We start from the raw sequence: 14,015 nt of genomic DNA, 5'->3' as shown, positions 1-14,015 counted from the left end.
GATTAATTTAGATGGTTTTTGGTAATATTTTTAGTAATTTTCCTGAAAAACCTTTGTCTATAATGTATTGTAGCAAAACTAACAGCATGAAAAACAAGGATTTTTTCTTTCTGTATTTTTAAGTCTATTTTAACCTGGCACCATAGAAGGAATTTAGCCGACTATGTGCAATTTCGACAAAACTGCTTAGCCTAATAATCCATCTTATTATATTTTTAAAAAAAATAATTTATCAAATAAGTAAAAAATCCTATCTAAGTATTTTTTGGGTTATTTGTATCCCAATCTTGACAAGGCTTTTAAGGCTTCCTGCGCCTTTTGGCTCTGCGGATGCTTTTTTAAGATATAAAGAATCGTTTCAAGGGCTTTTGGATAGTGTTTTTTTAAAATATAGACTTGTGCTTGATTTAACAACGCTTGTTCGTTATCTGGATCTAATTTAAGAGATTGATTAATAAGGCTTTCTCCTTTTTGAATATCTCCTTGCAATAGGTATAAGTATCCTAAATTAGAGTAAGATTGAGCGTGCTTAGGGTTTTCGGCAATTATTTGTTGGAATATTTCTATTGCAGCAATATTATTTCCCAAGTCTATTTCAGTTTTTCCATATTTACTTTTAAAATCAAGGTTAAATGGGGATAATTTGTCAGCCTGCTTTAGAAATCGTAAGGCATCTTGAAGCAATCTGCTGTCAAGATAACTTTCTGCAATACGATAACAACACCAAGCATGGTTATTATCATAGGATTGACGATTTAGTTTTGCCAAGCAGTTATCTGCTCCTCCAAAAGATTGAACCAACGATAAAACCTGACGGTAATCTTGCCGTAGGAAAAAATAATATACGAATAAAGTAAAGTCTTCTGTAGTTTGAATATTGGTTTTATCGGGGAGGAATTTTTGGGCAGAATCTAACAAATAAGGCTGTTTTTCAAATTTTTCATATTGCTGTAGGTAAGCTAAGGCACGTGTATAAGAATCCGGATTTTCTTCATTAATGGCTACTAAACCTAAAAAATGCTTTATCTGTTGGATATTTTGCGCTTTTTGGGGGGTTGGTACTTGTATGCGGTGGTCTGTTATCGTTACATGAGGAATATCAATAGAGCCGCTTCGGGGCATGTGGCAGGCAGTGCAATTATCTTGTTTTTGCTTACGAATATCTGATTTTTGTTTACAAACTAATTGATTATCAGTAGAATGGCATTGTTGGCAAATTTGATTAAAATGAGTAGCTTTTATTTCCTTGACGCTGATATGCGGGTTATGGCAGGTAATGCAGGTAAGTTTGGCTTTATTTTGGTTTTGGTTAGATTTGATAAAGCATTGGCTTTGCTTCAAGCGGTGTGCGTGGCTTGCCATGATGAATTCATCGTCAGTATTTTCATATTTAGGTAAAAAAGTGGTCATCACATCACTTAATTTCATTCCAGGTCGAAAAGAGTAAAAAGATTTTCCTTTTTTTAGCACTGCATTTCCTTGCAGGTGGCATCTTTGGCAAAGGTCAAATTGAAGTTCAGTAGGTAGTTTAGCTGGGTTCACTATTGTGTAGTCTGGTTCTCCCTGTTTTGGGGTTATTCCTTGCCGTCTTTGTTCAATATGTGTAGCCCCTGGTCCATGACAACGTTCGCAACCGATACCATTGGGAATCAGGTTGTATTTATTTTCTGAGCCGGCCACAAGTTGCGGAAAAGAGTTGTGGCAGGCCATACATTCTAAGCCGATTTTTCGGGTAAATCGTGAGTTATTGCCATTCTCAAAGCCGGGGGGCAAATCCCATTGTTTTTTTTGGGTATAAAAAGTAAGCGGCATTTGGCACAAATAACCGTTTGTTAGCTGCAAATGAGAATTTGTATGTTGCCCGCTACCAATAATATAGCTTACCGGCTCAATACGTTTGTGGATAGTATCCTTGCCGGCTAACCGAAATTCTGCGATAAATAGGCTATCTTTATCCCAAATTGGCTGATACCAGAAATCAGCATATTTATCATAAATGGGTTCATATTTTTGGCCTTTGGCAGATGACTTTTGCCGGTTTGCACGATCAAAACTTTGCCCCATCCCGGTGTGCATAAACGTTTGATGTTTATCTGCATGGCACGCAATACAAGCCTCTGTTCCGGCATATTTCGTACTATCCTGCAAACTCAGATAACCGGTATCTTGCTCTTTTACAATATTTTGGCAAGAAAATAATCCTATCAATAAGATTAGGGTTACTTTATTCATCGTGGTTTAATCGGTAAAGTTAGTTTTCTGTGTCTTGATTTATGTTATCTGCGAGAGATAAAATATGCCATAAAAATTCAAAGAAAAAGAATTTATCAATAGCTAAAATCAAAAAATCAAATTCATAGCTTATTCGGAATAAGTGCTAAAAATATCTTTCTCCCGTTAAAAAGTATCAGAATACTAAAAAAACAGTGCAACTTTGTGCTTAAATGCAATAACATCTAATTCTCCAAAAACAGTGTCTATTTTGATTTTAAATGGCCCTAATCTTAACCTGCAAGGGATTAGGCAGCCGGAAGTTTATGGTACTAACAAGTGGCAAGATTTAGATAAATTACTTTTAGACCGTTTTCCAAATATCATTATTGATCGCTTTCAAAGTAATCATGAAGGGATTTTATTAGATAAAATTCAATCTGCGATTACTGATTATCAGGGGATTATAGTAAATCTGGGTGCGTTAAGTCATTATAGTTATGCGCTGGCTGACGGTATTCGGTCAATTTCGCCTATTCCGGTTATAGAGGTTCATCTAAGCAATATTTATGCTCGCGAAGAGTCCTTTCGGCATCATTCGGTGATAGCTCCTGCCTGTGTGGGGAGTATTTGTGGCTTCGGTCTCTACGGCTATGTACTTGCCGTAGAGACTATTTTACAGTTATTAAAAAAACAAAATAACTAATTATCAGATAGTTAATTATTTTTTAGGTGTAAGTGTGATGAAGGGTAATACCATTTCTTCTAAGCTAATGCCTCCATGCTGAAACGTACCTTGATAAAAATTAACAAAGTAGTTATAGTTATTGGGATACACAAAGAAATAATCTTCAGAGACAAAGGCATAAGTAGAGCTTACATTAGATTTTGGCAGCCGAATGTCAGCCGGATTATTGACGGCATAGATATGTCTGCCTTTATCATAGTTTAGATTTTTGCCTTGCTTATAGCGTAGGTTGGCAGTTGTAGCTCTATCTCCAATAATTTTGTGCGGATGTTTTACCCGAATGGTTCCGTGGTCAGTAGTGATAAATATCTTAACATCATGTTCTCGTAGCTTTTTAAGGAGTTCTAACAACGAAGAATGTTCAAACCATGCGCGGCTTAGGGAGCGAAAAGCGGCTTCATCAGGGGCTAATTCTTTTACTAAGTTCATTTCCGTTCGGGCATGAGAGATTAGGTCAATAAAATTATAGACAATGATATTTATGGTATTATGTAATAGGTTTTGGAAGTTTTCTACTAAGGCCCAAGCATCTTCATTTTGGATAATTTTATGGAATGATGTTTTTGCGTTATAGATTTTATGTCTTTGCAGTTGTGCTATAAAGAGTTCTTCTTCGTGGAGGTTTTTTCCGCCTTCGTCGTCGTCATTGAGCCAAAGTTTAGGGAATTGCTGGGCGATTTCTATGGGATATAATCCGGCAAAAATGGCATTTCGGGCATATTGGGTTGCTGTTGGCAAAATAGCGTAATAACTTTCTTCTTCGATGGTATAATAAGGAGCTATCATTTGCTCAAACACACGCCATTGGTCATAGCGTAAACAATCTATCAAGATAAAAAAAGTAGGTTTCGGGTTGTTTTTTAGCGTAGGGATTACCTTTTGTCCCATAATTTCGGGAGAAAAAGTTGGACGATTATCCGTTTTACGGTTTACCCAATGCGCATAATTTTTGATTACAAACTTTGAAAAATTGGTATTAGCTTCAGCCTTTTGGCTTTGGAGGACTTCCATCATACTTTTATCCAATGTTTTTTCAAGTTCTAACTCCCAGAATATCAGTTTTTTATACAATTCTACCCAATCATCAGGTCCTTGATTTTCAAAGAAGGCCATTCCTATTTTACGGAAGTCTTGTTGGTACGCAGAGTTTGTTTTTTGGCTGACTAATATTTTTCCCTCTAATAATTTTTTTAATGACAGTAAAATCTGATTGGGATTTACCGGTTTAATGAGGTAGTCTGCGATTTGCCCGCCGATGGCATCTTCCATGAGGTGTTCCTCTTCACTTTTGGTAATCATCACAACGGGCACGTGAGGTTTCTGCTGTTTTATCTGCGTTAAGACCTCCAAGCCGTTCATACCGGGCATATTTTCATCCAAAAAAACAATGTCAAAATCTTCTTGCGCACTTGCACTGACGGCATCATGGCCATTTTGAACAGCCTTTACATCAAATCCTTTTTGGTTTAAAAATAGAATATGCGGTTTTAACAAAGTTATCTCATCATCCGCCCAGAGAATTTTAGGGTTTGTCATAATTGTTTAACGGTTTCAAAGTTCGTTAATGTTTAGATAAAACGAAAAAATATCCCAAAAAGTGTATTTTAGATTTTAAAATACGGAAGGTTTTTTATCAACATACAGATTGATAATCAGATATACAAAAAGTAATAGGTTGGGGTTCAGAAAGTATGATGAAAAGATTTGGTAATAAGAAATAACTTTATTGTCTATACCAGAAGTCAAACTAAGAGTTACTTGCCCTCATCACCAAAGTACAAAAATAGCTAAAAATAAGTATAAATAACTCATTACAAGCTATAAACAGAAGATTATCCAAAAAGACTACTTGCTTTTCCCAAAAACCAGAAAACCATGATGCCATGATAGCAATAATGATTCATCAACGAAATCATGGTTTTCATACTTTCTGAACCCCAACCTTTTGTACTTTTGTAGCGATAATTTATCTTATATCTAACCGGATTTATTAGTTGATGAATAACGAAGAGGCAGCCATTAAAATCACCTACTTTAGTATTGTGGGAAATGTTTTATTAGCGGTAATCAAGTGGGCAGCAGGTTTTTGGGGTAATTCTTATGCGCTGATTGCAGATGCCATAGAATCTACAACAGATATTTTTGCTTCTTTTTTAGTCTATTTAGGGTTACGATATTCCAGCCGCCCGGCAGATGAATGCCATCCGTATGGGCACGGGCGCGTAGAACCCCTAATAACATTTATTGTAGTAGCATTTTTAGTTACCTCTGCGACCGTCATAACCTATGAAAGTATTCAAAATATCCGTAACCCGCACGAGCTGCCGGAGCCTTTTACGTTAATAGTTTTAGCTGGCATCATCCTTTGGAAGGAAATTTCTTTTCAACTAGTGATAAAAAGGAGCCGCCAAATAAACAGCACCGTACTAAAAGCAGAGGCATGGCATCACCGAAGTGATGCTCTTACATCGGTAGCTGCATTTATCGGAATCTCTGTCGCCTTATTAATGGGTAAAGGATTTGAATCTGCTGATGATTGGGCAGCTATCTTTGCCGCAATATTTATCTTGTATAACAGCTACACTATTTTCCGCCCGGCATTAGGGGAAATTATGGACGAAAACTTTTATGATGATACCGTAAAAGATATTTTGAAAATTTCTACAACTGTACAAGGTGTTATTTCGATCGGAAAATGCGCTATCAGAAAAACCGGAACAAAATATCATGTGGATATTCAGGTGTTAGTTGATGCTGCTATCAGTGTAAAAATGGGTCATGAAATAGCCCATGCATTAGAGAAAAAACTGCAACAAGAAATCCCTGAATTAGCTTATATTCAAACCCACATAGAACCTTATGAAGAAGTTTTTAACCCCAAAATTATTTAACCAATATACAAATATCGAGATAAATAAGCCTCCGAATTTAGCTGTATTTGCTCTTGAGCTATTTTATAAACTACTATAATGCGTGTTTTATTAGCCCATAACTTCTTTTACATGAACGGCGGTGCCGAGGTCTTTTTTCTTGAAACAGGAAGAGTCCTTGAAAAAAATGGCCACGAGGTAGCCTATTTTTCCATCCAAAATCCACAAAATAAGCCGTCTTCTTGGGAAACCTATTTTGGAAAAGATCCTGACTATAACCAAGGAAATGTGGTATCCAAAGTACTCCGTTTCCCTAAGATGGTCTATTCCTACCAAAACAAACGGCAGTTTATAAAACTTTTAGAGGACTTCCAGCCGGATATTGTGCACGTTTTTGCCATTTATGTAAGAATTACCCCCGCAATATTAGATGCCTGCCGAGAAGAAGGTATTCCAGTGGTAATGTCTTGTAATGACTACAAACTCATCTGCCCGAACTACAAACTTTTTCATCACAATCGAATTTGCTTTGATTGCGAGGGAAAACATTTCTACCGTGCTATTCAAAACAAATGCTGCAAAGATTCATCGGTATTTAGCGTAGCGAGTGCTTTAGAATCATACATAAATCAAAATATCCTTGATATCTATCGTAAAAATGTAAAAGAATTTTTATTTGCCAGTGAGTTTATGGCTTCTCTTATTTCTAAATATTGGGGAAATACCTTTAAGTGGGGGTTACTCAGGAATCCCTATAACACACAAGAAAAACCATACTGCCCCACGAGCGGAGATTATCTCTTATATTTTGGTAGAATGGTAGAAGAAAAAGGCATTCCGGTACTTTTGAAAGCTATGCAATATGTTCCCCAAGCAAAACTTATTTTAGTAGGAGACGGCATAGAAGAAGAACTTTATAAACAGTTAGCAAAAGACTTGAACTTAACCAATGTAACCTTTGTGGGGCCTAAATGGGGGGCAGCATTAGAAGAATACTTGCAACGCGCCCGTTTTGTAGTAATCCCTTCAATTTGGCACGAAAACTTTCCCTATGTAGTAGTGCAGTCTTTTGCCTTTGGAAAAGCAGTAATAGGTTCAGACAAAGGAGGAATCCCAGAACTTGTAAAACAGGACGAATTTGGCTTGGTTTATCCCGCAATGGATAGCGAACAGCTATCTATTGCCATCAAAACGCTTTGGGAAAATCCAGAAAAATGCACCCAAATGGGATTAAATGCTAAATTATGGGTGGATTCTACATTCAATGATGAAGTTTTTTACCAAACTTTGCAGCAAATTTACAACCGAAACCTTTCATGAAGTTACGGGTTCTACTTTTAGGCGGGAATGGATTCATAGGTTCGCACCTGATTGACGCACTATTAAAGGCATCCTTTTACGTAATTGTATTGGATATTACCCCTGAACATTTTAGAAACCCAAATCCCAATGCTCAGTATTATTACGGAAACTGGAATGACTTAGAACTGCTCAAAACAGCCGTAAAGCAAAGTGATATCGTCATTCATCTTATTTCTTCCACAGTACCGGCAAGCTCTAACTCACAAATATTAAATGATACCGAAATCAACCTAACCGGCACTCTTCAGCTTGTTGAGGTGATGCAGCAATACAATAAATCTAATCTTATATTTTTCTCTTCGGGGGGAACCGTCTATGGTGAACCTACCCAATCTCCAACTCCGGAAAGCCATTTACTTCAGCCTCTTAGTGCCTATGGTCTGCTAAAAGCTACTATTGAGAGCTATTTACTATGGTATCAACGTTCTGCCAATCTAAAACCTATAATTCTGAGGCCGGCAAATATTTATGGTATTCGGCAAAGTTTCTTGAGCAACCAAGGCGTTATTGCGCATTTTTTATTTAAGATTTTACAGAATGAACCCGTAGAAATCTGGGGTACAGGCCAAGAAGTGCGCGACTTCGTTAATGTTTCTGATATAGCCAATTTGGTCGTTATGCTTTGCCAAAGCCCGTGGAAACCCGGTATATGGAACGTTGGATCAGGAAAAGGAATATCTTTACTCGAACTTATCGAGATAATAAAGAAAATAGCTGCTAAAAATGTTTCTCTATCATACATACAAAGTACATCTTCCGGTATTCGGGAGATTGTTTTAGATAGGATGGCAATTTACCGGCATTATGGCTGGGAACCGGCTATCAGCCTTGAACAGGGAATAGCAGAGCAATGGAAGTGGCTACAACAGCTACATCAAGAGCAGCCGCTACTATTTGCCTAAAAAAGCGTATTATGTGCCGATCTGCACTTATTATAGTGATGCTTTTGCAGGTTACGCAGCTATTTGCAGTTGCTCCGGCGGATTCCACAGAAAATAAGCACAAAATACGATTTCTAATTGGCCTTGACGCACGTAATTCTTTTGTAGCTGACCAAAAAGCAAGAATTGGCGGAATACGAATGGGTTTAGAACTAAACAAAAAATACCGGTTTGGGCTGGGTATCTATGGCACAGAACCCCCTGTAACCAAAGCAGTTCATGTCTATATTCCCCATAAATCTGACCCAGTACACGTTTCTGCTACCATACGCCTAAACTACTTTGCAGCCTTCTTTGAATACGTCTGGTATCAATCTAAACATTGGGAACTAAGCACCCCTCTTATTGCCGGATTAGGAACTATTTCCGTTAAGGCAATCCGCTTAGATCTCCCGAATGACCCACCTCAGCAGTTTAAAGGGATAACTTTATTGGGTGAAGCAGCTATTACCGGGCACTATAAAATCTTCCCATGGATAGGTATTGGCGGAGGTATTGGATATAGAAAACTACTTGCCAGCCCATTAGTGAGCAAAAACTTTGACTCATTTATATACATCTTGAAGATAAAGATTTTCCCAAAACCAATTTATGATGCTATTTTGAGCAAAAACAAAAAAGAATCTACTGCTAAATAGCCAAAATAATTTACAAAAAAGATTAGATAGTAGTTTGAGTTACATTAAAGCTAACTTTTGAATAGCTTGCTGCCCAACCCAAGGAGCTAATAAAATTCCATTTCTAAATAAACCATTGATATACAGTATTTTATTATCTTGATAGATAAACGGAAGTCTTGTATCTGCGGCAGGGCGTAGCCCTGACCATGTTTCCTGAATAGCTAATTCATAGACACCCGGTAGGGTTTCATAAGCCCTCCTGAGATTATCTAACATCCCTCCGGCAGTAAGAGATAGGTCGTATCCTTGATTTTCATTAGTGCTACCTACAATAATTCGGGTCTCTTTGGGCACAACATATCCGAATCCGTAACGCTTAGAACGTATCCGAATGGTTTTTTCTAAGGGAAAATTTACATTATGAGATAAACTCAGCATCTGCCCTCGAATCGGATATACGCGAGGACTTTCCGGCGGAAATAAACTAATACTAACACCAGTGGTTACAACGCAATAATCTGCCGAAAAAGCCTGCTCAGCAGAATCAACTAAAACCTTGTCATTCAGGGTTGTAAGCTGATGAACACGGCATTTTTCTATGACTTCTCCGCCTAATTCAATGATTTTTTCTGCTAAAACAATAGCTAACAATCTATTATCTACTTGTGCTTCGTTCGGGCAAAAAACCCCTCCTGAAATTCTGTTAGATAATAGTGGCTCAATATCAGTAAGTTCTGACTTGTTTAACCATTGAATAGGGACATTTTGTTTTTTTGCAAATTCATAAAATCTTCGAAGTCCTTGTGTATCTTCTGGATGCAGTGCGACTTCAATTGTTCCTGCCTGTTTGTAGCCAATATTGCCCAAGCTATCCGCCCAATTACGGTACTCTTGTAGGCACATTAACCCGATTTCTAACAAATCGGGCTCTGTAAATTCTAACTCAACGATTGGGCAAAGCATACCGCCGGATGCCCAAGTGGCACCGGAACCAATTGTATTTGCCTCCAAAATAGTTACTTTTCCGCCTGTTTTAGCCCAATAGTAGGCTACACTTAGCCCGGCAATACCAGCCCCAACGACTACTAAATGCTTAGTTTTCATATCTTTTTTTCTCTAAATCTTGTTCAAAATTGGTATCTGATATAATGTACAAAGGTCTGTTTCTTACCTGACTATTGATTCTCCCGATATATTCACCAATAATTCCGATTGTAAGTAACTGGATACCACCGATAAATGTGCTACTGATGATTTGGGATGTCCAGCCAGGAACGGCTTTTTGCCACAAAAAATAAGAAAGAAGTGCATAAATGATGATAAAAAGAGATATTAATGACACCCAAAAGCCAAAAACAGTGGCTAACTTGAGCGGTAAATCTGAAAAACCGGTAACTCCGTCCCAAGCGAAGCGCACCATTTTTCGGACTGTAAAATTTGTCTTTCCAATCTTTCGTATATCTCTTTCAAAAGGAACAAAGGTTTGTTTGAAGCCAATCCAAGCAATTTGCCCGCGTAGATATTTGTGTTTTTCAGGCATTAAGAGCAATGCAGAAACTACTTGTCTATCTATCAAGCGATAATCTCCGGAGTCTGTGGGGATATTTACGCGGGTAATTGTCCGTAAAAAACGGTAGTATAATTTTGCAGTAACTTTCTTAAACAGGGATTCTCCCTTGCGGTGAATCCTTTTGGTATAAACTACTTTAAAACCTTGCTGATATTGCTCGTAAAGTTTTGGGATTAGCTCCGGCGGATCTTGTAAATCTCCGTCAATGATCACTACTGCTTTACCTTGGCAATGCTCTAACCCAGCCATGATGGCTATTTGGTGGCCAAAGTTTCGGCTTAAACTGATGTAGCGTAGTGCAGCATTTTTTTGGGCAAAAAATTTTAGCTGCGCTAAGGAAGTATCTTGGCTGCCGTCATCTACCAATATGTATTCCACATTTAGACCAAGAGGTGAAACAGACGCATGAAGTCTATCAATAAGCTCCGGTATTATGGGAGCTTCATTGTAAATAGGTACAACTACCGATAAATCAATGATGTTTTTCTCTATTTTGTCCATCAAAACTATATCTGATACAACGTGCCAGAAGAGCAGCGAACAAATATACTGGAAAACTCAACTAAGATACATCATTAAGCCTAAACTAAGCCTGCTTTGCTTTACGGATGCGGAGTGCTTTGTGATAGATGATTGGGAATATCAATAAAGTGAATATTGTGGCGGTTACTAACCCTCCGATGATAACGATAGCTAAGGGTTTTTGGCTTTCAGAGCCGATGCCGGTACTGATAGCAGCCGGAAAAAGCCCGATTGCAGCCATCAACGCGGTCATAACAACGGGCCTTGTTCTGACACGTACTGCCTCAATAATAGCTGCGTTCAGGTCTCCCAATAAGGTTACTTGTTTATGAAACTCCGAAATAATAATAACCCCATTTTGAACGCAGATACCAAAGAGTGCGATAAAGCCAACTCCGGCTGAAATCCCAAAATTGATTCGGGTGATGTGTAGTGCCAAAATCCCTCCAATAAGCGCAAAAGGAACGTTGATTAACACATATCCGGCATCTTTGGCGTTGTTAAACATAATAAAAAGCAATACAAAAATCAAGATTAAGCTGATGGGCACAACCTGAGCTAAGCGATTACTTGCTCTCACTTGGTTTTCAAATTCACCTGTCCAGCCGATTCGGTATCCTTGGGATAGTTTTATATTGGTATTAACATTTTTTTGTGCTTCGGCAATGGTGCTGCCTAAGTCTCGTTCACGTACGGAAAATTTTACGCCGATAAAGCGCTTTGTATTATCACGATAAATGAAAGCAGGACCTGTAATTTGCTTTATGGTAGCGATTTCTTTCAGTGGTATTCTGTTTCCGGTGATGGTGGGTATCATCAAGGTTAAAATATCGTTTTCATTTTTCCTAAAGTCTTTGTCATAGCGGATTCGGATGTCAAATTTTCTTTCTCCTTCATATTTTTGGGTAGCTGTTTTGCCGCCTATGGCCATTTCAATTACGGCTTGGGCTTCTGCTTTGGTAACGCCGTAGATAGCCATTTTTTCTTCATTTAGAAGGATACTAAGTTCGGGCTGGCCGATATTTCTTAAAATTCCTACATCTTTTACGCCTTTTACATCTTTAATTTGGGCAATCACTTGGTTCGCATATTCATCTAATTTATCTAAGTCGTTACCGTATATTTTTACGGCATTAGAAGCCTTTACACCTGCGGCAGCTTCGGCCACATTATCAATAATGGGTTGCGAATAATTGTATATAATCCCCTGATATTTAGAAAGTTCATTATCCATTTCAGCAACAATTTGATCCATATCATATCCTTTTCTCCATTCATTTTTGGGAATTAAATCTACCTGAAATTGTACGAAATAGAAGCCATTAGGGTCTGTTCCGTCATTGCTTCGCCCTGTTTGCGAAAGCACGTCCTTTACTTCCGGGAATCGTTTTAGTTTATGCCTCAGTTCAGCAGTTAGTTTAACGCTTTCTGGTAGCGACATACTCATTGGAAGTTCTGCCGTAACCCACAACGCACCTTCGTTTAGCTGGGGTAAAAACTCTGTTCCAAGCCAACGGGTTGAAAATATAGTTAATAAAAAGCAGACTCCGGCTATTATGAGAGAGAGTTTCTTGTGCTTAAAAGTCCAGTTAAATGCTGTAGAAACAATATTATTGACAAATTTGGTAAAGAAGTTATGTTTTTCCTTTACATCTTTTTTTAATAAAACGGATATTAATACAGGGACTAAGGTAAGTGTAAAAATCAATGCTCCCAGTAGGGCAAAGCCAAGTGTCCAAGCTAAGGGAGAAAACATTTTGCCTTCTACCTTTTCAAACGAAAAGATTGGCAGTAGGGCTGAAATGATGATCAATTTGGAGAAAAAGATAGCTTTGCCCATTTGTATTCCGGTGGTTTTGATTAGCCCCATTTTTGCGAGGCGGTTAAACCTATCCGTACCTAATTGGTGGGCTTTTTGGTCTAAGGCCACGAAAATACCTTCTACCATCACAACGGCTCCGTCTATAATAATCCCGAAATCAACGGCTCCCAGAGAAAGTAAGTTAGCACTCATTCCCTTTATGTGCAGCATCAGGAAGGCAAAGAGCAATGCTAAGGGAATGATGACTGCAACAATTACCGTTGTTCGCCAGTCTGCCATAAACAGGAATACGATTACAGTAACCAGCACTATACCTTCCAATAGGTTATGCATAACCGTTTTGGTGCAGTAGTTCATCAGGTTATCGCGGTCATAAAAGGTTTCCATTTTTACATCAGAGGGTAAGATGTAGGTATTTAGCTCTTGTATTTTTTCTTTTACTCTGGCTAATACTTGGCTTGGGTTTTCGCCTTTGCGCATCACGATGATTCCTTCTACTACGTCATCGTTGTCATTTAAGCCGACCTGACCAACTCTGGGTGCACTTGATTCTTGAACGATAGCCACATCTTTGACTAAGAGAGGGTTGCCGTTAAAAATATCAACGGTGGTATTTTCAATGTCTTTTTTGCTGTCTAATAGGCCAATACCTCGCACTACGTAGGCTTGTCCGTTTTTTTCGATTACGTCTCCGCCAACGTTTAGGTTGGATTTGCTCACTGCTTCATAGAGTTCAAGCGGGGTTATGTCATATTGCTGTAGCTTTATGGGGTTTGCGGATATTTCATAGATTTTTTCCTGCCCGCCGAAGGCTACTAAGTCGGCTACGCCGGGCACGCGTCTTATTTCTCTGTCAATCACCCAATTTTGGATAGTTAATAGGTCTCTGGTATCCCTTCCTTTTTTACTGGTTAAGACGTAGCGAAAAATCTCACCTGTTGGGCCATAAGGCGGCTGAACTTCGGCATCTACTCCTTCCGGTAATTGAACGTTTTGTAGCTGATTATTAACTTGTTGTCTGGCAAAGAAGTCTTCTACATCATCGTCAAAGATGATTTTGATAACTGATAAGCCAAACATGGTAATGCTTCGGACGTTGGTTTTTCGCTGTACGCTGTTCATCGCTATTTCGATGGGGGTCGTAACAAAGCGCTCTACTTCTTCGGCACTTCTGCCGTTCCATTCAGATACAATGATAATCTGGGTGTTGGTAACGTCCGGAAAAGCCTCTATCGGAATTTTGATATAGCTGATGATGCCGGCAATAGCTATAATTCCTACCCAAAAGAACGTAAAGAATTTGTTTTTAAGGGAAAATGCTATTATGCTTTTGATGAAGTTATTCATAG

10 protein-coding genes are annotated in these 14,015 nt (G+C 38.4%); 5 read left to right on the top strand and 5 right to left on the bottom strand.

Going from position 1 to position 14,015, the window contains the following annotated elements; translation table 11 throughout:
• Positions 1-270 precede the first annotated feature (270 nt).
• Positions 271-2,232, bottom strand: coding sequence for a tetratricopeptide repeat protein (locus LC115_08765; protein ID MCZ2356762.1), 1,962 nt, complete (start codon positions 2,230-2,232; stop codon positions 271-273).
• Between the two features lie 241 nt (positions 2,233-2,473).
• On the opposite strand from LC115_08765, the gene LC115_08760 reads away from it, so the two are divergent.
• Entirely contained in the window at positions 2,474-2,917 is a 444-nt protein-coding gene (locus LC115_08760; protein ID MCZ2356761.1) for a 3-dehydroquinate dehydratase, read from the top strand.
• 15 nt (positions 2,918-2,932) lie between these two features.
• Here the strand turns inward: LC115_08760 and LC115_08755 are convergent, their stop codons facing one another.
• A complete protein-coding gene (locus LC115_08755; GenBank protein MCZ2356760.1) occupies positions 2,933-4,495 on the bottom strand; it encodes a PglZ domain-containing protein in 1,563 nt (520 codons plus the stop codon).
• 461 nt (positions 4,496-4,956) lie between these two features.
• Between LC115_08755 and LC115_08750 the strand changes: the two genes are divergently transcribed.
• The 4 genes from LC115_08750 to LC115_08735 all read left to right on the top strand — a co-directional run bounded on the left by LC115_08750 (position 4,957) and on the right by LC115_08735 (position 8,770).
• Complete coding sequence (locus LC115_08750; protein MCZ2356759.1) at positions 4,957-5,850, top strand: cation diffusion facilitator family transporter; 894 nt, start codon at positions 4,957-4,959, stop codon at positions 5,848-5,850.
• A 78-nt stretch (positions 5,851-5,928) separates the two neighbouring features.
• Positions 5,929-7,149, top strand: coding sequence for a glycosyltransferase (locus LC115_08745; GenBank protein MCZ2356758.1), 1,221 nt, complete (start codon positions 5,929-5,931; stop codon positions 7,147-7,149).
• Positions 7,146-8,093, top strand: coding sequence for an NAD-dependent epimerase/dehydratase family protein (locus LC115_08740; protein MCZ2356757.1), 948 nt, complete (start codon positions 7,146-7,148; stop codon positions 8,091-8,093). The genes LC115_08745 and LC115_08740 overlap by 4 nt, the downstream gene beginning before the upstream one ends.
• Positions 8,042-8,770: a hypothetical protein gene (locus tag LC115_08735; protein MCZ2356756.1), complete on the top strand. Its 729-nt coding sequence runs from the start codon at positions 8,042-8,044 to the stop codon at positions 8,768-8,770. The genes LC115_08740 and LC115_08735 overlap by 52 nt, the downstream gene beginning before the upstream one ends.
• Positions 8,771-8,809: 39 nt before the next feature.
• Here LC115_08735 and thiO read toward each other — a convergent pair whose 3' ends face one another.
• The 3 genes from thiO to LC115_08720 form a co-directional block, all read right to left on the bottom strand.
• Complete coding sequence (gene thiO, locus LC115_08730) at positions 8,810-9,856, bottom strand: glycine oxidase ThiO (protein MCZ2356755.1); 1,047 nt, start codon at positions 9,854-9,856, stop codon at positions 8,810-8,812.
• Entirely contained in the window at positions 9,846-10,823 is a 978-nt protein-coding gene (locus LC115_08725; protein ID MCZ2356754.1) for a glycosyltransferase family 2 protein, read from the bottom strand. Before LC115_08725 ends, thiO begins: the two co-directional genes overlap by 11 nt.
• Positions 10,824-10,908: 85 nt before the next feature.
• Positions 10,909-14,013, bottom strand: a complete 3,105-nt coding sequence (locus LC115_08720; protein ID MCZ2356753.1) for a CusA/CzcA family heavy metal efflux RND transporter — start codon at positions 14,011-14,013, stop codon at positions 10,909-10,911.
• Positions 14,014-14,015: the final 2 nt, after the last annotated feature.

Source organism: Bacteroidia bacterium, assembly GCA_026932145.1.
In the GTDB taxonomy this organism is placed as follows: Bacteria; Bacteroidota; Bacteroidia; order J057; family JAIXKT01; genus JAIXKT01.
The sequence above is the reverse complement of the archived record's forward strand: the minus strand, read 5'-3'. Positions and strand labels throughout refer to the sequence as shown.